The following is a 20,695-nucleotide window of genomic DNA, read 5'->3' as shown; positions in this document are numbered from 1 at the left end:
GTACGCGAACTCGCCCGGGTGTGGTTAGGCGGGGCTCGGGTAGTGCGAGCAGGCGGAAGAGGTCAGGCGGACCGGACCGGCCTTGCGGATCTGGATCTTCTTCATGTGGATGCACCTCCTTCGGGAGGATGGGTGGGGGTGGGACGTCCTCCATGCTGCTGAGGCCCGCCAGAGGTTCCCCAAACCGCCGCCAAAGCCCGCGGCCCGCGCGGTCCCGGCCCGGACATGGAAACGCCCGACCGGGGTGCGCCGGCCGGGCGTGGTGGGGGTACGTGTGCGGCGGGGGTGTTGTGTGGTGCGGGGGTGTCGCGTCGTGCGGGGGTACGTCGAGCGGGGCTGTTACACGAAGCGCTGGTTCGCCGAGCCGTTGCAGGTCTGCAGGCGCAGCGGCTCGTGGGCCGCGGCCACCGTCAGGCACATGCCCGGGGCGGCGGAGGGCCGGATGGTGGCTCCGTCACGGACGAACTGCTGGTTGGGGCCGCCGTGGCAGTTCCAGATGATCAGCGCGGTGCCGTTGCCGTAGTTGCCGGCGGGGGCGTCGAGGCAGCGGTCCTGGGTCAGCTGGACGTGGATCGACTTCTTCGCGGAGTCGTACCACCAGCCCTGGTTCCGCCCGCCGTGGCAGTCCCAGCCGATGATCTTGGTGTTGTTGGCGCTGGAGCCGCCGTTGGCGTCGAGGCAGTTGCCGGTCGCCTCGTTCTTGAGCGGCTTGTACAGGTCGTCCCAGGCCCCGGCCTGCAGGACGGGGGTGCCGGTGCTCGCCGGGTCGGCGCAGGAGGCCTCGCGCAGGCCGGAGGTGTAGAGCTGGGTCAGGCACGACGCGAAGGCGCCGTGGCCGCGGTAGTTCGGGTGGAAGGACTGGCGGGCGGTGTTCTCGTCCCACGGGAAGTGGTCCCCGAGGTCCAGGTAGAGGCCGCGGGCCCAGGTGTCCTCCATGCAGACCTCGTGGCCGTTGAAGAGCCGCGAGTTGTCGAGGTAGGTCGCGCCCGCGGCGAGGGCGGCCGCGCGCATGCCCTTCTCGAAGGTGGGCACGGCGTAGTTGCGGCCCCAGGCGGCGTCGGAGTCGTAGCCGGCGCAGCCTCCGGGGAGCTTGCCCGGGAAGTCGGGGTTGTCGTTGAAGTCGGGGCCGATCGGGCTGGGGTAGCCCATCACGACCAGCTTGTAGTCGGAGTCCGCGTAGCCGGCGTCGCGCATGACCGTCTTGAGGTCCGCGATCGTCGACTCCACCTTGGGCTTCAGGCCGTCGACGCGCGCCTGCCAGCCGGGACCGTACTTGGGCTCGCAGGTGCCCTGGCTGAGCACCCAGCGTGTGACACAGTCGGTCATGACCGGACCGAACTGCAGGTCGTCGTTGGCCCCGGCCACCAGCAGCACCATCTTGATCTTGGTGTTGCGGGCCTTGATGGCGAGGCTGTCGCTCTGGACCAGCTCGTCGGCGTACTGCTTGCTCCCGCCGATCCTGATGTTGCCGGTGTACCCGCCGGAGCAGGCCACGTTGAAGGTGAAGTCGGCCGGGATGCCGGTGCGGTGGATCGCCGAGTCGGGCGAGCGGTGGCACTGGTTGGCCGAGGTGTTGGTGGCGGGGTCGTAGTTGCCGACGCCCTCGCCCGAAATCTCGCTGTCGCCGAGCGAGATCAGGCCGGTCTTGCGGTCCGCGAGCGGGCGGATCGCGGAGTCTCCGTAGATGCTCGTCGCCTCGGCCGCCCGGATGGCCTCCAGTTCGGGCGAGAGGGGGGTGGCCGAGGACCCGGCGGCGGTCGCCGCGTGGGCCATGGGGGTGATGGCGGTGACTCCGCCGAGGACGGCCGCGACCGCCGCGCCGGCGGCGAAGGTAGATCTGAGCCTGGATTGTGTACGGGCACGTGCCATGAACGCCTCCCCGATATCAGTGTTACCCCCGGTATTTACTGGCCAGTAAGCGAGTTGGGAACAGTCCGAACAAGACAATTGCTCAACTTTTTGAGGAGGCACCACACATGACCCAGAATCAGCAGGCCCAGCAGCCCCCCGCCGGGTTCCGGATCGAGCACGACTCGATGGGCGAGGTACTCGTCCCCACGGACGCCAAATGGCGAGCTCAGACCCAGCGCGCGGTGGAGAACTTCCCCATCTCGGGACTGCGCCTGGAGCGCGCCCACATCGAGGCGCTGGCCCGGATCAAGGCCGCGGCCGCCGCCGTCAACGCCCGGCTCGGCGTGGTCGACGAGGACATCGCCGGCGCGATCGCCTCGGCGGCCGCCGAGGTCGCCGAGGGGCGCTGGGACGAGCACTTCCCCGTCGACGTGTTTCAGACGGGTTCCGGAACCTCGTCCAACATGAACGCCAACGAGGTGATCGCCACCCTGGCCACCGAGCGGCTCGGCCGCCCCGTCCACCCCAACGACCACGTCAACGCCTCGCAGAGCTCCAACGACGTCTTCCCGTCCTCCATCCACATCGCCGCCACCGCCGCCGTCACCCGCGAGCTGATCCCCGCCCTGGAGCACCTGGCCGACGCGATGGAGCGCAAGGCCGCCGAGTTCTTCACGGTGGTCAAGGCCGGGCGGACGCACCTGATGGACGCCACCCCGGTCACCCTGGGCCAGGAGTTCGGCGGGTACGCGGTCCAGCTCCGCTACGGCGTCGAACGGCTGCGGGCGGCGCTGCCCCGGCTGGCCGAACTCCCGCTGGGCGGCACGGCGGTGGGCACCGGGATCAACACCCCGCCCGGATTCTCCGCCGCCGTCATCGCCGAGGTGGCCGCGGCGACCGGACTGCCGCTGACCGAGGCACGCAACCACTTCGAGGCCCAGGGCGCGCGGGACGCGCTGGTGGAAACCTCCGGGATGCTCCGTACGGTCGCCGTCTCGCTCACCAAGATCTGCAACGACCTGCGCTGGATGGCTTCCGGACCGCGCACCGGTTTGGCCGAAATCAATCTGCCGGATCTTCAGCCGGGGTCCTCGATCATGCCCGGGAAGGTCAATCCGGTGGTCCCGGAGGCCGCCCTGATGGTCGCCGCCCAGGTGATGGGCAACGACACCGCCATGACGGTCGCGGGCGCGGCGGGCAACTTCGAGCTCAACGTGATGCTCCCCGTGATGGCCCGCAACCTCCTCGAATCGATCCGCCTGCTCGGCAGCGTCAGCCGCCTGCTCGCCGACCGCACGGTCGACGGAATCACCGCCAACACGGCACGGGCCAGGGAATACGCCGAATCCTCGCCCTCCGTGGTGACCCCGCTCAACCGCTACATCGGCTACGAGGAAGCCGCCAAGGTCGCCAAGAAGTCCCTGGCGGAGCGCAAGACGATCCGCGAGGTCGTCCTGGAATCCGGCTACGTGGAACGCGGCGACCTCACCCTCGAACAGCTCGACGAGGCCCTGGACGTCCTGCGGATGACCCACCCCTGAACCGGCCGGTCCGGATCCGCACAGGGGTCCGGATCCGGTCGTTTCCTGTCCCCGGACACCTCGGTGACCTGCCCGGCGGCCAGGTTCCGGGCCCCAGCCCTAAGATCTCCGCATGACAGGTCACGGAGGCCGCGGGGGCGGCAGAGCGCGGGGCCCGGAACGGGACTCCGCGCCGGGCGGGCACTGGCTGCCCGGGGAGCAGATCCTGTGGCGCTACCGCGACCACGCGCCCGGGCTCGGGGGCGGGGTCCACATCTGCCGGCCCGTGACCGTGGTGCGCGACACCGACGAGCTCCTCGCCGTGTGGATGGCCCCGGGCACCGAATGCGTCAAGCCGGTGCTCGCCGACGGGACCCCCGTCCACGAGGAGCCGCTCGCCACCCGGTACACCGCGCCGCGCACCACCGTGCGCTCGCGCTGGTTCGGGGCGGGCGTGCTCAAGCTGGCGCGCCCCGGGGAACCCTGGTCGGTGTGGCTGTTCTGGGAACACGGCTGGCGTTTCAAGAGCTGGTACGTGAATCTTGAGGAGCCCCGCTCCCGCTGGTCCGGCGGGATCGACTCCGAGGACCACTTCCTCGACATCTCCGTATATCCGGACCGCACGTGGAAATGGCGGGACGAGGACGAGTTCGCGCAGGCCCAGCGGTCGGGTCTGATGGACGGCGACCAGGCCCGGCGGGTCCAGGACGCGGGGCGGGCCGCGGTGGAGCTGATCAAGGCCTGGGGGCCGCCGTTCTGCGACGGCTGGCAGGATTGGCGGCCGGACCCCGCCTGGGGAGTGCCGGCGCTGCCCGAGGACTGGGACCGCACTCCGGCGCATATGACCTCATGAGACCCTTGATGCGCCCCCGGGGGACAATCGTAGGATCGTCCTCCGCCAGATCGTCGGCAGGGGTGCCGTACGGTCTTTCTCCGGCAAATGACGCCAGGTGAGCGTGGATTGACCGGAGGCCGACGCACGACGAGAGGTAACGAGCGGGACCCGGAACCACGGGCTGATGGTGTCCCCGCCGCTGAGCGGGTATACCGCGACTGACCGAGTTGAGTGCAGCGCACATCGAGCGCAAACGGACGGAATGCCACGCGTGACGGAGTACCCCACCTCTCAGGAGGGCTCGCAGCCGGTTGCCTCCGGCGGTCGGACTGACGAGCCGAGTGCCTCCGGCGGTCATTCGGAGGAGCAGGGCCACGGCAAAGCCCAGGTCCCGGCGGCCGAGGACGTACGCACGCATGCCCAGATCCAGGCCGCCGACTTCCCGCACCCCCGCGGTGCGGCGCGCCCGCGCGACGGGGCCGCCGGCGCCGGGGAGCCCGGCGCCGCCCCCGGGGCGGGCCCCGATGGTGACGCCGCACGCGGCATCGCGGCGGCGGGCGGCTCGGCCGCGAACGCCGGCCGCGCCGGTTCCGCGTCGCCCGGCCAGGGCAGCGGCGGGTCCGGTTCCGCGCCCGGCCAGGGCAATGGCCCCGAGGCCATCGCGCGCCGCGAAGGGGACCGGCTGCGCTTCGTCGGGGCCGCCACCCGGCGGATCGCGCGCGGCATCGACCTCGACGAGATCGTGCTCGGGCTGTGCCGGGCCACCGTGCCCACCTTCTCCGACGCCATCCTCGTCTACCTGCGCGACCCCCTCCCCGTGGGCGACGAACGCCCCGTCGGCCCGGTCGTTTTAAGGCTCCGTCGCACCGACCGGCTCCGGCCGATCGACGAGTTCACCGGAGCCGGCACCAGTGCCGCCGCCGGCGCCGGAACGGGCGGCGGCACCTTCGGCGCCACCCCGGACGGCGAGCTCGACTTCAGCCAGCTCGCCCTGGTCGGCCCGCAGGGTGACCTGCCCGCCGCCGAGCTCTGCGAGATCCGCCCCGGCGGGGCCCTCGCCGAGGTGCTGCGCGGCGTACGCCCCGTCTTCGGATCCTCCGCCGCCGCCCGCGCCGCGCTGCCGGAGCTGCTGGGCGCTGACCACCCCGTACCGCGCGGCCAGCGGGCCATCCTCGCGCCGCTGCGGGGCCGCCGCCGCGTCATCGGCGCGGCGGTGTTCCTGCGCACCCCCGAGCGGCCGGCCTTCGAGACGAACGACCTGCTGGTCGCCGCCCAGCTGGCCACCCACACCGCGCTCGGCATCGACAAGGCCGTGCTCTACGGGCGCGAGGCGTACATCGCCGACGAGCTCCAGCGCACGATGCTGCCCGACAGCCTTCCCCAGCCCACCGGGGTCCGGCTCGCCAGCCGCTACCTGCCCGCAGCCGAGACCGCCCGGGTCGGCGGGGACTGGTACGACGCCATACCCCTGCCCGGCAGCCGGGTCGCACTCGTCGTCGGCGACGTCATGGGCCACTCCATGACCTCCGCCGCGATCATGGGACAGCTCCGTACGACGGCCCAGACGCTGGCGCAGCTCGACCTGCCGCCCGCCGAGGTCCTGCACCACCTGGACGAGCAGGCGCAGCGCCTGGGCTCCGACCGGATGGCCACCTGCCTCTACGCCGTCTACGACCCCGTCTCGCACCGGATCACCATCGCCAACGCCGGCCACCCGCCGCCGGTCCTCCTGCACCTGGGCGGCCGCGCCGAGGTGCTGCGCGTACCCCCCGGCGCCCCCATCGGCGTCGGCGGCGTGGACTTCGAGGCCGTGGAGCTCGACGCCCCTGCCGGGGCCACCCTCGTGCTGTACACCGACGGGCTGGTCGAGTCCCGGCTGCGGGACGTGTGGACCGGCATCGAGCAGCTGCGCGAGCGCCTGGCCACCACCGCGCAGCTGACGGGCCTGGACCACCCGCCGCCGCTGGAGGCCCTGTGCGACGACATCCTGGACATGCTGGGCCCCGGGGACCGGGACGACGACATCGCGCTGCTCGCGGCCCGGTTCGACGGGATCGCGCCCAGTGACGTCGCGTACTGGTTCCTGGACCCGGAGGAGACCGCTCCGGGCCGGGCCCGCCGGTTCGCCCGCCGCGCGCTGAGCCGCTGGGGGCTGGAGGAGCTCCAGGACTCGCTGGAGCTGCTGGTGAGCGAGGTGGTGACCAATGCCGTGCGGTACGCCGAGCGGCCCGTCACGCTGCGCCTGCTGAAGACGGACGTGCTGCGCTGCGAGGTCGGCGACGATTCCCCGCAGCTGCCGCGCCAGCGCCGGGCGCGGGACGACGACGAGGGCGGCCGCGGCCTGTTCCTGGTCAACCGGATGGCCCGCCGCTGGGGTGCCACCCGGCTCAGCAGCGGCAAGGTGGTCTGGTTCGAGCTCCAGCTGCCGGGGACGCCCGAGCGCCACTGACCGGGAGACGCCCGTAGGCCCGGAAACACCACCGCCCCGCGGGCTTCGTGCCTGCGGGGCGGTGGTGTTCTTCCGGTCCTACGGTCCTGCGACCCTACGGTGCTGCGCGCCTACGGGACGTCCACCGGCGGGGCCGGCGGCGTCGGGGTCGGCTTCGGCGGGGTGGGCGTCGGCTTCGGCGGCGTGGGGGTGGGGGTCGGCTTCGGCGGCGTCGGGGTGGGCGTCGGCGTCGGGGTCGGGGTGGGCGTCGGGGTCGGCGGCGTGTTGCCGGCCGGCGGCGGGGTGCTGGTGGTCTGGCTCGGCGTGGTCGACGCGGAGCTGCTGCCGGTCGGCGTCTGGGCCTTGCCCATGTCCGCGTCGTCCAGGTCGAAGGAGCCGGTGTCCGCGCCCTTGAGCGCGGCGAGCGTGTAGTCCTTCCAGATCGCGGCCGGGAAGCTGGAACCGCCCGCGCGGCCGCCGCCGGCGGTGCCGGTCAGGCTGGTCTGGGTGTGGGTGCCGGGCTCGTCACCGAACATCGCGACGACGGTGACCAGTTCCGGGGTGAACCCGGTGAACCAGGCGGCCACGTTCTTCTCGGTGGTGCCGGTCTTGCCGGCGGCCTCGTAGGCCGAGCTCTTCACGGCCCGCCCGGAGCCGTCCTCGACCACGCCGGTGAGCACCTTGGTGACGGTGTCGGCGGTCTTGCGGCTGATGGCCTGACCGCCGACGCCCTGGACCGGCTTGTACTCGCGGTCCTTGTGCACGGCGGACTTGATGATGGTCGGAGTGACCTTCTTGCCGTGGTTGTCGAGGGTGGCGTAGACCCCGGCCATCTCCGCGGTGTCGGCGCTCATGGTGCCGAGCGACATGGCCGGCCGGTCCTCGGGCCAGCCGTCGCGGTCGTGCATGCCGAGGGCGAGCGCGGTGGTCTTCGCGTTCTTCGGTCCGACGTCCACGATCATCTGGGCGTACACGGAGTTCACCGAGGAGTTGGTGGCGTCCTGCACCGTCATCATCGGGTTGCCGTAGTCGTGGTCGTCCTGGTTCTGCGGGTTGAACGGGGTGTCACTGCCGACCACGGGGCGCTTGCTGGTGCCGTCGTAGAGGGTGCTGGGGTTGATCGGCTTGCCGTCCTGCGTGGTCGCCTTGTTCTCCAGGGCGGAGGCGAGCACGACGGGCTTGAAGGTCGAGCCGGGCTGGAAGTCCTTGCGCAGGGCGTTGCTGGCCCACTGCTCGCTCATTCCCGTGCCGCCGTACATCGCGAGGATCGCGCCGGTCTTCGGGTCCACGGAGGTGGCGCCCGCCTGGACGGCGGCATCGACGGCCCGGCCCTTGCGGTCGAGCTTGGATTCCAGCTCGTCCTGGACGGCGGACTCCAGGGCGGCCTGCTTCTTCGGGTCGATGGAGAGGGTGATCTCCCAGCCGCCGGCCTTGAGCTGGGCGTCGGTCATGCCGGTCTGCTTCTTGAGCTCCTCGTCGGCGGCCTGGACCAGGTAGCCCTTCTGGCCCTCCATGCCGGGGGCGGCCTTGGGCTTGATCGGCTCCTGGAACTTCATGTCCTTGCGCTTGGCGGCGTCCAGCTTGCCCATCTCGACCATGTTGTCGAGGACGCCGTTGAAGCGGATCATGACGAGGCGCTTGCCGTTCGGGCCGGCCGTCGCCCAGTCGTACTGGCTGGGGGCCTGGAGGACCGCGGCCAGGTACGCGCCCTGTTCCAGGGTCAGCTTGTCGGCGTCCACGCCGTAGTAGGCCTGGGCCGCGGCCTGGATGCCGTACGCGCCCCGCCCGTAGAAGTTGGTGTTCAGGTAGCCCGCGAGGATCTGGGGCTTCTCCATCTTCCGGTCGACCTTGAGGGAGATGACCATCTCCTTCAGCTTGCGGGTCGCCGTCTGGTCCTGGGTCAGGTAGAAGTTCTTGACGTACTGCTGGGTGATGGTCGAACCGCCGGCCTTGCCCTTGCCGGTGACCGTGTTGAACAGGCCTCGGGCGATGCCCTTGAAGTCGATGCCGCGGTCCTCGTAGAAGGACTTGTTCTCGATCGCGATGAAGGCCGTCTGCACGTCCGCGGGGATCTTGTCGATCGGCACGATCTGACGGTTGAGCATGCCGTCGCTGGTGTCGCGGGTCATGACCGAACCGTCGGCGTACTTGTAGATGTTGGTCTCTTTGAGCGCGTTGGCGTTGGGGTTCGGCGCGTCCACGTAGAAGTAGAGGCCGACCAGGGCCGCCATGCCGAGCAGGATCGCCCCGAAGAAGGTTCCGAGGATCTTCTTCCAGGTGAAGAACCGGCGTATGCCGGTCGGTTTGCCCGGCTTCCCGCCCTTGCCCTTGGCGCGCCCCCGCGGCGCTCGTCGCGCACCGCGCTGCTGCTGCGACTTTCGCGCTTCTGCTCGGCCCATCGCTCCTGCTCCGCTCGATTACCCCCCGACGTCAGCTCAGAAAGCTAACACCGCAGGTTGTGACAAAGGATGGCCAACCAACACCAATACCGGTCAATTCGGACGTGAGAATCAGCACCCACTCATATGGAACCGACGCGCGGAAAGCCCGCGAGGTTGCCGAGGACTGTCGGTGGACGTCAAAAAGTGATATCACTTTGATAGGGCGCCCGACCGGCGGCCACCGAGGGAAAACGGGGCAGACCATGACAGACAACAAGGGCGTCGCCGAAGCGGGCGTACGGGAGTTCCCCGCGCGGAGCGTCGGCGGCGGGCTCGCACTGCTGCTCGGACTGGCGGGAGTGCTCGCCGGAGTGGGCCTGGTCTTCGCCGGCGCGACGGCCTCCAGCGACGGCACCAAGGCGGGCCTGATCGCCTGCGGCGTCCTCCTGACCATCGCCGCCGTCATCGCCATGAGCGGGCTGAACACCGTCGCCCCCGGCGAGGCCCGCGTGGTCCAGCTCTTCGGCCGCTACCGCGGCACCGTCCGCACCGACGGACTGCGCTGGGTCAACCCGCTGACCTCCCGCCGCCCCCTGTCCACCCGGGTGCGCAACCACGAGACGCCCGTCATGAAGGTCAACGACGCCTACGGCAACCCGATCGAGCTGGCGGCCGTCGTGGTGTGGCGGGTCGAGGACACGGCGCGCGCCGTCTTCGAGGTCGACGACTTCACCGAGTTCGTCGAGACCCAGACCGAGACGGCCGTCCGCCACATCGCGATCGAGTACCCCTACGACGCCCACGAGGACGGCGGCCTGTCGCTGCGCGGCAACGCCGAGGAGATCACCGAGAAGCTGACCGCCGAACTGGCCGCCCGGGTCGAGGCGGCCGGTGTCCAGATCATCGAGTCCCGCTTCACGCACCTCGCGTACGCCCCGGAGATCGCCTCCGCGATGCTCCAGCGCCAGCAGGCGGGCGCCATCGTCGCGGCCCGCAAGCAGATCGTCGAGGGCGCGGTCGGTATGGTCGAACTCGCCCTGACCCGCCTCGCGGAGCAGGAGATCGTGGACCTCGATCCGGAACGGAAGGCGGCGATGGTGTCCAACCTGATGGTGGTCCTGTGCGGGGACCGCGCGGCCCAGCCCGTCGTCAACACGGGCACCCTCTACCAGTGAGCCCCGACGGCGGCGGCGCCGCGGAGCCCGCTGAGCCCGCCGAGGCCGGGGAGGGCGCGGAGCCCGCACCCGCGGCCGGACCGAAGCCGGCCCGCCAGGCCCGCAAGCAGGTGCTGCTGCGGCTCGATCCCCAGGTGCACGACGCGCTCGCGCGGTGGGCGGGCGAGGAGCTGCGCAGCGCCAACGCGCAGATCGAGTTCCTGCTCCGCCGCGCCCTGTCCGAAGCCGGCCGCCTGCCCGGCACGGCGGGTCCCATCCGGCCCCGCGGCCGCCCGCCGAAGGCCTCCGACTGACCCGCCGGCCGACCACCGTGCGACCGCCGACCGACCCGGCCGCACACCCCGAGGACCCCTGAGGCATTTAGCCCCAGGGGTCCTTTTTCAATTCGTGACAATCCGCCCTGACCTGCGGAAACATCACCCGCCTCGCCAGCTATACACCGCGCGTATACAGCGAGGGTATACACCGCATGTACAGTCGAAGCCATGTCCATCGGTCCCATCGGTCACACGCTGCTCGGTCTCCTCGAGGCCGGCCCCCGCCACGGTTACGACCTCAAGCGCGCCTTCGACGAGAGATTCGGGCACGACCGCCCGCTCGCCTACGGGCAGGTCTACTCGACCATGTCCCGGCTCCTGAAGAACGGCCTCGTCGAGGTCGACGGACTGGAGAGCGGCGGCGGTCCCGAACGCAAGCGGTACGCCATCACCGACGCCGGGATCACCGACGTCGAGGACTGGCTCGCCCAGCCCGAGAAGCCCGAGCCGTACCTCCAGACCACGCTCTACACCAAGGTCGTGCTCGCCCTCCTGACCGGCCGCAGCGCCCAGGAGCTGCTGGACAGCCAGCGCTCCGAGCACCTGCGCCTGATGCGCATCCTCACCCAGCGCAAACGCAAGGGGGACCTCGCGGACCAGCTGGTCTGCGACCACGCCCTGTTCCATCTCGAAGCCGACCTGCGGTGGCTCGAACTCACCGCGGCCCGCCTCGACCAGCTCGCCCAGGAGGTACGCCGATGACCCCGGCCGGCACTCTGCTCAGCGCCACGCAGCTCCGTAAGGCCTACGGCCCCACCAACGCCCTGGACGGAGCCGACTTCTCCATCCACGCCGGCGAGGTGGTCGCCATCATGGGGCCCTCCGGCTCCGGCAAGTCCACCCTGCTGCACTGCCTCGCGGGCATCGTCACCCCCGACTCCGGCACCATCACCTACGCCGGCCGCGAGCTCTCCGCCATGAACGACACCGAGCGCAGCGCCCTGCGCCGCGGCGAGTTCGGCTTCGTCTTCCAGTTCGGCCAGCTCGTCCCCGAGCTGACCTGCGTGGAGAACGTCGCCCTGCCACTGCGCCTCGCCGGGGTCAAGCGCAAGGAGGCCGAACGCACCGCCCTGGACTGGATGGAGCGGCTCCAGGTCGAGGACCTCGGCGGCAAGCGCCCCGGCGAGGTATCCGGCGGCCAGGGCCAGCGCGTGGCCGTCGCCCGGTCCCTCGTCACCAACCCCCGGCTGATCTTCGCCGACGAGCCCACCGGGGCCCTGGACTCCCTCAACGGCGAGCTGGTGATGCAACTGCTCACCGAGGCCGCCCGGTCCACGAACGCCGCCGTCGTCCTCGTCACGCACGAGACCCGCGTGGCCGCGTACTCCGACCGCGAGATCGTCGTGCGCGACGGCAAGTCCCGCGACATGGAGCGCGCCGTATGAGCCACGGCGGACAGAGCACGCTCCGGGTCTGGGCCCGCGACCTGCGCCTGGGCACCCGCTTCGCCTTCGGCGGCGGCCGCGAGGGCTGGACCCGCACCCTCCTGACCGGCGTGGGCGTCGGCCTCGGCGTGGCCCTGCTGCTCATCACCAGCGCGATCCCCAGCGCCATGGCCGCCCGCGACGCGCGCGGCGACGCGCGCCGGACGTTCACCTCGCCCACCGCCGAGCAGCCCGGCCGCGACACCCTGCTGATCGCCAACGTGGACCAGTCGTACCGCTCCTACGGGGTCGACGGACGGCTCGTGCAGCCCGAGGGCCCGGACGCCCCGCTGCCACCCGGCCTGAAGAAGTTCCCCGGCCCCGGCGAGCTGATCGTCTCCCCCGCCCTCGACAGGCTGATGAAGACCGGCGAGGGCAGGCTGCTGCGCGACCGCCTCGACGGGAAGATCGTCACGACCATCGGCGACGCGGGCCTGGTGGGCCCCGGCGACCTGTACTTCTACGCGGGCAGCGACCGGCTCGCCGAGCTCCAGAAGACCGCGCCCCAGTACGTCAAGCGGATCACCGCCTTCGAGAACGCGCTGGAGAAGCAGCCGCTCGACCCCGTCCTCACGCTCCTCGTGGTGCTGACCTTCGTCGCCCTGCTGATGCCGGTCGCCGTGTTCATCGGCGCCGCCGTCCGCTTCGGCGGCGACCGCCGCGACCGCCGCCTCGCCGCCCTGCGCCTGGTCGGCGCCGACGGCCACATGGTCCGACGGATCGCCGCCGGCGAGGCCGCCGCCGGATCGCTGATCGGCCTGGCCCTGGGCACCGGCTTCTTCCTGGCCGCCCGGCAGCTCGCCCCGGCCATGGACCTCTACCAGCGCAGCGTCTTCGCCTCCGACCTCAACCCGGCGCCCTGGCTCGCCGCGCTCATCGCGCTCGCCGTACCCGCCGCGGCCGTGGCCGTGACCCTGTTCGCCCTGCGCGGCGTGGTCATCGAGCCGCTCGGCGTGGTCCGGACGACGACCCCGCGCAAGCGCCGGATCTGGTGGCGGCTGCTGCTCCCGCTGGCCGGGCTCGGCCTGCTGGCTCCGATGATCGGCAAGGGCAACGACGGCGGGCAGTTCAACCAGTGGCAGGTCTCGGGCGGTGTGGTCCTGCTCCTCGTCGGCATCACCGTCCTGCTCCCCTGGGTACTGGAACGCGTCGTCGGCCGGATCGGCGGCGCGGGCCCGGTCTCCTGGCAGCTCGCCGCCCGCCGGCTCCAGCTCACCAGCGGCAGTTCCGCCCGGCTGGTCAACGGCATCGCGGTGGCGGTCGCCGGAGCCATCGCCCTGCAGATGCTCTTCGCCGGCACCCAGGCGTCGTACACCCGCGACACCGGCCAGGACCCCACCCGGGCCTCGCTCTCGGTCACGATCCGCACCCCCGGCGGGGGCGAAGCCCTCGCCGGGTCACTGGCCGGGACCGAGGGCGTCGGCCAGGCCGTCGCGCTGAGCTCGACCCAGGCCGCGCGCACCCCGGGCATGTCCTACGAGGAGAAGTCGATCTCGGTGACCACCGGGACCTGTGCCGCCCTCCGGGAGCTCGCGGAGCTGCCCTCCTGCAAGGACGGCGACGCCTTCGTCCTCACCGGCGCCCCCGACCCCGGAGGCATGACCGGCGACACCGCCAAGGCGGGCGAGAAGCTGTTCGCCGGGAACGTCTACCAGCAGAGCCAGGATGAGGACACGAAGCCGGTCGCCTGGACGGTGCCCGCCGACGCCCGGACCGTGCCGGCCCGCAAGGGCCCCCTGGGCAACATGGAGACCGGGCTGCTGGTCACCCCGGCCGCCGCCCCCAAGGGCATGGGCGGCTTCCAGTCCGCCTCGGTGTACCTGAAGCTGGACCCGAAGGTGCCCGACGCGATGGAGCTGGCCCGGACCGCGGTCTTCAAGGCCGATCCGCTGGCCTCCCCCATGACCCTGCAGGCCACCGAGGTCAACGACCGCTACGCCTCCATCCGCACCGGCCTGTTCGTGGGCTCCGCCGTCGTGCTGATGCTGATCGGCGCCAGTCTGCTGGTCTCCCAGCTGGAGCAGCTGCGCGAGCGCAAGAAGCTGCTGTCCGCGCTGGTCGCCTTCGGTACGAAGCGCTCCACGCTCAGCCTGTCCGTGCTGTGGCAGACCGCCCTCCCGATCGGCCTGGGCCTGGCCCTGGCCACGGTGGTCGGGCTCGCGCTCGGCACGGTGCTGATGCAGATGGCCGGGGTCTCGATCCGGATCGACTGGTCTTCGGTCCTGTCCATGATCGGCATCGGCGGCGGCGTGGCCGTCGTGGTCACCCTGCTCAGCCTGCCGGCCCTGCTGCGCCTGATGCGCCCGGACGGGCTGCGCACGGAGTAACTCCGCCCGCGCGCAGCCCCGTACGCCCGCAGTCCCGTACCCGTACGCCCGCTCTCAGTCCGTCAGCCAGACGGGGAGCGGGCGTACGGCTTCGCGCAGCGCGTCGGCGACGGCACGGAACTCCGCCTCGCGGGCCGTTCCCGTCCGCATCGCCAGCGCGATCCGCCGCGAGGGCGCGGGCTCGGCGAAGTACCCGGTGGCCAGATGCTCGTTGCGGGCCGTCTCCAGCCGCAGTGCGGTGCGCGGCAACAGTGTGACGCCGAGGCCCCCGGCGACCAGTTGTACGAGGGTGGACAGCCCGGCGGCGGTGGTGGTGACGTCCGCCCCGGCGGTGCGTCCGGCGTCGTGGCAGATGTCGAGGGCCTGGTCGCGCAGGCAGTGCCCCTCGTCGAGGAGGAGCAGCTGCAGTCCGCGCAGTTCCTCGTGCGGGATGTCCCGGCGGTCGGCGAGCGGGTGCTCGCGCGGCGTGAGCAGGACGAAGTCCTCGTCGAAGAGCGGCAGTTCGGTGACCCCGGGGACCCCGAGCGGCACGGCGAGGAGCAGCAGGTCGAGCCGGCCGCCGGCCAGCCCCTCCAGCAGCGAGGCCGTCTGCTCCTCGTGCACCTGGAGGTCGAGGCGCGGGTAGCGCCTGCGGAAGAGCCCGAGCACGGTCGGCAGCAGGTACGGGGCCACGGTGGGGATCACCCCGAGCCTCAGCACCCCGGTGAAGGGTGCCCGTACGGCCTCGGCCTCTTCCAGCAGCCCACCCATGGCGTCGAGCACGGCCCGGGCCCGGACCGCGATCCGCTCCCCGGCGGGCGAGAGCAGCACCTTGCGCGTGGTGCGCTCCAGCAGCTGCACCCCGAGCGCCTCCTCCAGGGCGGAGACGGCCCCCGAGAGGGCGGGCTGGCTCATCCCGATGGCGGCGGCCGCGTCCCGGAAGTGCAGGTGTTCGGCCACGGCGGCGAAGGCCCGCAGCTGTGCGAGCGTCGCCTGCCGCGCCTGCTTCACCGATCTCGCTCCCCTGTTACCCACAGCCACTGATAGCCACCTCCGATCACTGGTCTCTAGACTAGCTATTTCCGCAATCAATGCAGCTGTGTCAGCATGTGAGATACGTCCAACCCCGCTGGAAAGCCCCCAAAAGGGTCACTTTCCCGTTCGCAAGGAGAGCGCGTGCTCACTGTCGGTGACAAGTTCCCCACCTACGATCTGACCGCTTGCGTGTCGCTGGAGGCCGGAGCCGAGTTCGCGCAGATCGACCACAAGTCCTACGAGGGCAAGTGGCGCGTGGTGTTCTTCTGGCCGGCCGACTTCACCTTCGTCTGCCCGACCGAGATCGCCGCCTTCGGCAAGCTGAACGAGGAGTTCGCCGACCGCGACGCCCAGATCCTCGGCGTTTCCGGCGACTCCGAGTACGTCCACCACGCCTGGCGCAAGGACCACGCCGACCTGCGTGACCTGCCCTTCCCGATGCTGGCCGACTCCAAGCACGAGCTCATGAAGGACTGCGGCATCCAGGGCGAGGACGGCTTCGCCAAGCGCGCGGTCTTCATCGTGGACCCGAACAACGAGATCCAGTTCTCCATGGTGACCGCCGGTTCCGTCGGCCGGAACCCCAAGGAGGTCCTGCGGGTCCTCGACGCCCTGCAGACCGACGAGCTGTGCCCCTGCAACTGGAACAAGGGCGAGAGCACCCTGGACGCCGGCGCGCTGCTGGCCGGTGAGTGAGCGATGTCCCTCGACTCCCTCAAGTCCGCCATACCTGACTTCGCCAAGGACCTGAAGCTCAACCTGGGTTCGGTCATCGGCAACAGCGACCTCCCGTCGCAGCAGCTGTGGGGGACGGTGCTCGCCTGCGCGATCGCCGCCCGCTCCCCGCGCGTCCTGCGTGAGCTGGAGCCGGACGCGAAGGCGGCCCTGTCGCCGGAGGCGTACAACGCCGCCAAGTCCGCCGCCGCGATCATGGCGATGAACAACACCTTCTACCGCACCCGCCACCTGCTCTCCGACCCGGAGTACGGGAACCTGCGCGCCGGTCTGCGGATGAACGTCATCGGCAACCCGGGCGTGGAGAAGATCGACTTCGAGCTGTGGTCGCTCGCGGTCTCCGCGATCAACGGCTGCGGCCAGTGCCTGGACTCGCACGAGCAGGTCCTGCGCAAGGCGGGCGTCGACCGCGAGACGGTCCAGGAGGCCTTCAAGATCGCCTCGGTGATCCAGGCCGTCGCGGTCACCCTCGACGCGGAAGCCGCCCTCTCGGGCGAGTAGTTCCGGCCGCGTACGCACGCCTCGTCACGTACGCCCCGTCACGCACGCCCCGTAACGCACAGCAGGGCCCCCGCAGCCGCTCCCGGCCGCGGGGGCCCTGTCGTACGTGGCGGGCTCAGCCCCGCTTGTCGCCCTTGCGGGTCTCCGCCGACTCGATGACCGCCACCCCCAGGGCCGTGGCGCCGTGCGGGGCGGGGCCGACCGGGGAGAGGCCGTGGTGGAGCTGGTCGCGGGAGTAGGCCCGCAGGTAGACGACCACCGTATTGGTGACGGCGACCAGCGGGACGGCGACGACCGCTCCGCCGATGCCCGCGATCATGCCGCCGGCCGCCACCGACAGCACCACCGCCAGCGGGTGCACCCGTACCGCCCGGCCCAGGATGAAGGGCTGCAGTACGTGGCCCTCGATCTGCTGCACGGCCAGGACCACCAGGAGCACCATCAGCCCGGTGAACGGCCCCTGGGTCACCAGGGCCACGACCACCGCGAGGGCTCCGGAGACCACGGCGCCGACGAGCGGGATGAAGGCGAACAGGAAGATGAAGACGGCGAGCGGGACGGCCATCGTCACGTCGAGGAAGTACAGCCCGAGGCCGATGAAGATGGCGTCGATGAGCGCGACGAGGACCGTGCCGCGCACGTACGCGGTCAGGGTCCGCCAGGCGCGCGGTCCGGCGCCGGCCACGCCGGGGCGGGCGCTCGACGGGAGCAGGCCCAGCGTCCAGTTCCAGATGCGCTTGCCGTCGTAGAGCAGGAAGAGCGTGGAGAACATCGCGAGCAGCATGCCCGTGAGCACCTCGACGAGGACCGTCACGCCCTGCAGTCCGGCGGAGGTGATCTGCTCGGTGTTGGTGCCGATGGTCTCGCTGAGGTTCTTCGCGATGTCGTTGATCTGCTTCTCGGTCACGTGGAACGGACTGTCCAGTGCCCAGAGTTTGAGCTCGTTGATGCCGTCGCGGACGCGGTCGGAGAGCTGGTCGAGGTTGTCCATGACCTGCCAGACCACGAACCAGCCGACCAGCCCGATGACCACGAAGCCCAGGATCGCGGTGACGGCGGTGGCCAGGCCCCGCGGCATGCCGAGGCGGCGCAGCCGCACCACGAAGGGCTGGAGCAGGGCGGTGACCAGGAGGGCCGCGGCGAAGGCGAGGACGACCAGGCGGACTTCGCTGATCACCTTCATCAGGACCCAGAGCATCCCGGCCAGGAGCAGCAGCCGCCAGCTCGCCTCGGCGGCCACGCGCATGCCCCACGGGATGACGGTCACCGGGTCGGGGCGCACGGGAACGCCGGGGGCGGCGGGGGCCGCGGCCACGACCGGGGCCGGAGGGGTCACGGGGGGCGGCGGGTACGCGGGGGCCGGGGGGTGCGGGGGGCGCGCGGGATGTACCGGCAGGTCCCCGGAGGTCTCGGCTTCGACCTCGGCACGCCGCTCGTCGAGCCTCGCCTCCATCCGGCTCAGCTTGTTCCCGAGCCGGCCGAGCCAGCCTGCCGTCTTCGCCATGTCGTTCCCTTCCCCCCGCCCCGACCCGATTCTGCCCGGACACACCTCGCAAGACCGTACACGCGAGGAGCCCCGCACCGTAGGACGGTGCGGGGCTCCTCGGGGTTGAGGCGCGCGGGCGATCTCTTGGGCCGGCGGCCGACCGGTGGCTAGTACCAGCCGTTGGCCTGGTGGAAGCTCCAGGCTCCGCAAGCGCTGCCGTAGCGCACGTTCATGTAGTTCAGACCCCACTTGATCTGGGTGGCGGGGTTGGTGCGCCAGTCGGCGCCGGCCGAGGCCATCTTCGAACCGGGGAGCGCCTGGACGAGACCGTAGGCGCCCGAAGACGAGTTCACGGCCTTGTAGTTCCAGGTGGATTCCTGGTTGATGATGTTGGAGAAGCACTGGAACTGCCCCGCCGGGACCATCTGCTGGGCGATGGCCTTGACCTCGGCGACCGTGTACGAGCTCTGGGCGGCGAAGTCGGAGGCGTCGCGGGCGGCGGACCGGCTGGCGACCTCCTCCTTCTCCTCGCGCTCCTTCTTCGCCTTGTCGTCGGCGGCCTTCTGCGCGTCGGCCTTCTTGGACTTGGCGTCCTGGGCGGCCTGGACGCGGGCTGCTTCCTCCGCCGAGCGCTTGGCGTCGGAGTCGGCGGCGTGGGCGATGGCGTCGGCCTGCTGCGTCAGGGACGCGTTCTGGACCTGGGCCTGGTCGCCGACCGGGATGTCAGTGAGGAGAGTCGTCCCCGACGCGGTCGTCTCAAGGTTGTTCGAGGCGGGGTCGCCAGTGGCAACGCCCACGACTGCGCCGACGGTGGTGACCGCCGTGGCCGAAGCCACAGCGAATCCCCGAACCGAGATCCGGCTCACACGGTGTCCTTCCAGCAGCATCCGCAGTGACCGAGCGGGCGCAATAGTGCCCTCGACTCTGGCCTCCGTGGTGGTGCGGTCACTGGAGACGCGGGCCCGTGGGCAACTCCCTTGCGGGAGTGCCGCTTGTTGCTCCGGGCGGCATACGGCGAACGGCTGTGGAGTTAGTAGTACTGCGCGTACCTCACGGGAGATACAGGTGTGCCGTATGCGGGGCCTGACGGAAAACAGACTCTGCCGGACCTCGACGTCGCAGGGCAATTCTCCGTTGCGTGGGAAAGGTCACACCTGGCATGTCGCCGCTGTTTTCACCAAAGCCCTGTGCACGAAGGCGCCGCCCGGCTAGGCTCCTGGGCCTTTGCCGGGCGGCGCCAACTCGCCTTCCCGCTATGGGGTTTTTACCCCTTTTCCGATTACAGCGTCTCCAGCATCTCGGTGACCAGTGCGGCGATCGGGGAGCGCTCGGAACGCGTCAGCGTGATGTGCGCGAAGAGCGGATGACCCTTCAGTTTCTCGACCACGGCGACGACTCCGTCGTACCGGCCGACCCGCAGGTTGTCCCGCTGGGCCACGTCGTGGGTGAGAACCACCCGCGAATTGGCTCCAATTCGGGACAGAACGGTCAGCAGGACATTGCGCTCCAGCGACTGGGCCTCGTCCACGATCACGAAGGCGTCGTGCAGCGAACGTCCCCGGATGTGCGTCAGCGGCAGGACTTCGAGCATCCCGCGGCCCAGCACCTCCTCGATGACCTCGCGCCCGGCGACCGCCGAGAGGGTGTCGAAGACCGCCTGCGCCCAGGGGCTCATCTTCTCGGAGGCGTCCCCGGGCAGGTAGCCGAGGTCCTGGCCGCCCACCGCGTACAACGGCCGGAAGACCATCACCTTCTGGTGCTGCCTGCGCTCCAGGACGGCCTCCAGGCCCGCGCACAGCGCCAGCGCCGACTTTCCGGTGCCGGCTCGGCCGCCCATCGAGATGATCCCGATCTCGGGATCGAGGAGGAGGTCGAGCGCGATGCGCTGCTCGGCGCTGCGGCCGTGCAGCCCGAAGGCCTCGCGGTCGCCCCGTACGAGCTTCACGTTGCCGTCGGCCGTGACCCGGCCGAGCGCCTTGCCGCGCTCGGACTGGATGACCAGTCCGGTGTGCACGGGCAGTTCCGCGGCCTCCGGTACGTAGAGCCGCTCCTCGCTGTAGAGGAGGTCCACCTGTTCACCGGAGAGGGCGAGCTCGCTCATGCCGGTCCAGCCGGCGTCCGTGATCGCGAGCTCGGCGCGGTACTCCTCCGCCATCAGCCCCACGGAGGAGGCCTTGATGCGCAGGGGGAGATCCTTCGAGACGACCGTGACGTCGTATCCCTCGGCCTGGAGATTGCGGGCGACCGCGAGGATGCGCGAGTCGTTGTCCCCCAATCGGAAGCCGGCCGGCAGGACGCTCTGGTCTGAGTGGTTGAGCTCGACACGCAGGGTGCCGCCCAGATCGCCCAGCGGGATGGGTGCGTCGAGGCGACCGTAGCGAACCCGGAAGTCGTCGAGCAGGCGCAGGGCCTGACGGGCGAAGTAGCCGAGTTCGGGATGGTGCCTCTTTGCCTCCAGCTCGGTGATCACCACGATCGGGAGCACGACCTCGTGCTCTTCGAACCGCGTGATCGCGTTGGGGTCTGCCAGCAGAACGCTGGTGTCGAGGACGTAGGTCCGCCTGTCGGGCAGGCGGCTCTTAGTGCTGGTCACCACGGAAGGACGTACCCCCTCGGAAGAGGTCGGGCCATGAAGACCGGACCGGTCATCGGCACCCATGCGCGGGCCGACTTCCGGCCCTCCACTCCGTCCGTGCGAACC

General features: G+C 70.9%; 16 protein-coding genes. 10 read left to right on the top strand and 6 right to left on the bottom strand.

All coding sequences use genetic code 11. The features are described from left to right. Window positions 1–339 precede the first annotated feature (339 nt). The gene (locus tag OHU74_RS23300; RefSeq protein WP_371617685.1) at window positions 340–1,869 is read right to left on the bottom strand and encodes a ricin-type beta-trefoil lectin domain protein; all 1,530 of its coding nucleotides are present in this window, start codon (window positions 1,867–1,869) and stop codon (window positions 340–342) included. Window positions 1,870–1,976: 107 nt separating this feature from the next. On the opposite strand from OHU74_RS23300, the gene OHU74_RS23295 reads away from it, so the two are divergent. The 3 genes from OHU74_RS23295 to OHU74_RS23285 all read left to right on the top strand — a co-directional run bounded on the left by OHU74_RS23295 (window position 1,977) and on the right by OHU74_RS23285 (window position 6,655). Next, window positions 1,977–3,392 (top strand): class II fumarate hydratase, encoded by a 1,416-nt coding sequence (locus OHU74_RS23295; RefSeq protein ID WP_371617684.1) that lies wholly within the window; start codon window positions 1,977–1,979, stop codon window positions 3,390–3,392. A gap of 112 nt (window positions 3,393–3,504) precedes the next feature. After that, window positions 3,505–4,224 (top strand): DUF402 domain-containing protein, encoded by a 720-nt coding sequence (locus tag OHU74_RS23290; protein ID WP_371617683.1) that lies wholly within the window; start codon window positions 3,505–3,507, stop codon window positions 4,222–4,224. A 244-nt stretch (window positions 4,225–4,468) separates the two neighbouring features. Further along, on the top strand, window positions 4,469–6,655 hold the full coding sequence (locus tag OHU74_RS23285) for a SpoIIE family protein phosphatase (protein ID WP_371617682.1): 2,187 nt from the start codon (window positions 4,469–4,471) through the stop codon (window positions 6,653–6,655). Window positions 6,656–6,765: 110 nt separating this feature from the next. On the opposite strand, the gene OHU74_RS23280 is transcribed toward OHU74_RS23285, so the two are convergent. Next, entirely contained in the window at window positions 6,766–9,033 is a 2,268-nt protein-coding gene (locus tag OHU74_RS23280; protein WP_371617681.1) for a transglycosylase domain-containing protein, read from the bottom strand. Between the two features lie 245 nt (window positions 9,034–9,278). Between OHU74_RS23280 and OHU74_RS23275 the strand changes: the two genes are divergently transcribed. The 5 genes from OHU74_RS23275 to OHU74_RS23255 all read left to right on the top strand — a co-directional run bounded on the left by OHU74_RS23275 (window position 9,279) and on the right by OHU74_RS23255 (window position 14,258). After that, complete coding sequence (locus tag OHU74_RS23275; protein ID WP_371617680.1) at window positions 9,279–10,190, top strand: SPFH domain-containing protein; 912 nt, start codon at window positions 9,279–9,281, stop codon at window positions 10,188–10,190. Continuing rightward, window positions 10,187–10,483 (top strand): hypothetical protein, encoded by a 297-nt coding sequence (locus tag OHU74_RS23270; RefSeq protein WP_371617679.1) that lies wholly within the window; start codon window positions 10,187–10,189, stop codon window positions 10,481–10,483. Before OHU74_RS23275 ends, OHU74_RS23270 begins: the two co-directional genes overlap by 4 nt. Window positions 10,484–10,675: 192 nt before the next feature. Beyond that, a complete protein-coding gene (locus OHU74_RS23265; protein WP_371617678.1) occupies window positions 10,676–11,209 on the top strand; it encodes a PadR family transcriptional regulator in 534 nt (177 codons plus the stop codon). After that, the gene (locus OHU74_RS23260) at window positions 11,206–11,892 is read left to right on the top strand and encodes an ABC transporter ATP-binding protein (protein ID WP_371617677.1); all 687 of its coding nucleotides are present in this window, start codon (window positions 11,206–11,208) and stop codon (window positions 11,890–11,892) included. The genes OHU74_RS23265 and OHU74_RS23260 overlap by 4 nt, the downstream gene beginning before the upstream one ends. Beyond that, window positions 11,889–14,258, top strand: coding sequence for an ABC transporter permease (locus tag OHU74_RS23255; RefSeq protein WP_371617676.1), 2,370 nt, complete (start codon window positions 11,889–11,891; stop codon window positions 14,256–14,258). The genes OHU74_RS23260 and OHU74_RS23255 overlap by 4 nt, the downstream gene beginning before the upstream one ends. Window positions 14,259–14,312: 54 nt before the next feature. On the opposite strand, the gene OHU74_RS23250 is transcribed toward OHU74_RS23255, so the two are convergent. Then, window positions 14,313–15,278, bottom strand: coding sequence for a hydrogen peroxide-inducible genes activator (locus OHU74_RS23250; RefSeq protein ID WP_371617675.1), 966 nt, complete (start codon window positions 15,276–15,278; stop codon window positions 14,313–14,315). A 135-nt stretch (window positions 15,279–15,413) separates the two neighbouring features. On the opposite strand from OHU74_RS23250, the gene OHU74_RS23245 reads away from it, so the two are divergent. Together OHU74_RS23245 and OHU74_RS23240 are read left to right on the top strand one after the other, a co-directional pair. Further along, window positions 15,414–15,968: a peroxiredoxin gene (locus tag OHU74_RS23245; protein ID WP_330298332.1), complete on the top strand. Its 555-nt coding sequence runs from the start codon at window positions 15,414–15,416 to the stop codon at window positions 15,966–15,968. A 3-nt stretch (window positions 15,969–15,971) separates the two neighbouring features. Continuing rightward, window positions 15,972–16,508: an alkyl hydroperoxide reductase gene (locus tag OHU74_RS23240; RefSeq protein ID WP_371617674.1), complete on the top strand. Its 537-nt coding sequence runs from the start codon at window positions 15,972–15,974 to the stop codon at window positions 16,506–16,508. A gap of 115 nt (window positions 16,509–16,623) precedes the next feature. Here OHU74_RS23240 and OHU74_RS23235 read toward each other — a convergent pair whose 3' ends face one another. From OHU74_RS23235 to OHU74_RS23225, 3 genes are all read right to left on the bottom strand, one after another. Next, complete coding sequence (locus tag OHU74_RS23235; RefSeq protein WP_371617673.1) at window positions 16,624–18,012, bottom strand: AI-2E family transporter; 1,389 nt, start codon at window positions 18,010–18,012, stop codon at window positions 16,624–16,626. A 149-nt stretch (window positions 18,013–18,161) separates the two neighbouring features. After that, a complete protein-coding gene (locus OHU74_RS23230) occupies window positions 18,162–18,881 on the bottom strand; it encodes a transglycosylase SLT domain-containing protein (RefSeq protein ID WP_371617672.1) in 720 nt (239 codons plus the stop codon). 392 nt (window positions 18,882–19,273) lie between these two features. Further along, the gene (locus tag OHU74_RS23225) at window positions 19,274–20,590 is read right to left on the bottom strand and encodes a PhoH family protein (RefSeq protein WP_371617671.1); all 1,317 of its coding nucleotides are present in this window, start codon (window positions 20,588–20,590) and stop codon (window positions 19,274–19,276) included. Window positions 20,591–20,695 lie beyond the last annotated feature (105 nt).

It is taken from the genome of Streptomyces sp. NBC_00454 (genome assembly GCF_041434015.1).
In the GTDB taxonomy this organism is placed as follows: Bacteria; Actinomycetota; Actinomycetes; order Streptomycetales; family Streptomycetaceae; genus Streptomyces.
Note: the sequence above shows the minus strand (reverse complement) of the source record. Positions and strands in the feature narration are given on the sequence as shown.

Excerpts from the sequence above, each read along its gene's own strand:
- OHU74_RS23260 (WP_371617677.1), top strand. The coding sequence starts at position 11,206 with ATGACCCCGGCCGGCACTCTGCTCAGCGCCACGCAGCTCCGTAAGGCC.
- OHU74_RS23230 (WP_371617672.1), bottom strand. The coding sequence starts at position 18,881 with ATGCTGCTGGAAGGACACCGTGTGAGCCGGATCTCGGTTCGGGGATTC.
- OHU74_RS23285 (WP_371617682.1), top strand. The coding sequence starts at position 4,469 with ATGCCACGCGTGACGGAGTACCCCACCTCTCAGGAGGGCTCGCAGCCG.
- OHU74_RS23280 (WP_371617681.1), bottom strand. The coding sequence starts at position 9,033 with ATGGGCCGAGCAGAAGCGCGAAAGTCGCAGCAGCAGCGCGGTGCGCGA.
- OHU74_RS23235 (WP_371617673.1), bottom strand. The coding sequence starts at position 18,012 with ATGGCGAAGACGGCAGGCTGGCTCGGCCGGCTCGGGAACAAGCTGAGC.
- OHU74_RS23265 (WP_371617678.1), top strand. The coding sequence starts at position 10,676 with ATGTCCATCGGTCCCATCGGTCACACGCTGCTCGGTCTCCTCGAGGCC.
- OHU74_RS23275 (WP_371617680.1), top strand. The coding sequence starts at position 9,279 with ATGACAGACAACAAGGGCGTCGCCGAAGCGGGCGTACGGGAGTTCCCC.
- OHU74_RS23300 (WP_371617685.1), bottom strand. The coding sequence starts at position 1,869 with ATGGCACGTGCCCGTACACAATCCAGGCTCAGATCTACCTTCGCCGCC.
- OHU74_RS23290 (WP_371617683.1), top strand. The coding sequence starts at position 3,505 with ATGACAGGTCACGGAGGCCGCGGGGGCGGCAGAGCGCGGGGCCCGGAA.
- OHU74_RS23255 (WP_371617676.1), top strand. The coding sequence starts at position 11,889 with ATGAGCCACGGCGGACAGAGCACGCTCCGGGTCTGGGCCCGCGACCTG.
- OHU74_RS23295 (WP_371617684.1), top strand. The coding sequence starts at position 1,977 with ATGACCCAGAATCAGCAGGCCCAGCAGCCCCCCGCCGGGTTCCGGATC.
- OHU74_RS23240 (WP_371617674.1), top strand. The coding sequence starts at position 15,972 with ATGTCCCTCGACTCCCTCAAGTCCGCCATACCTGACTTCGCCAAGGAC.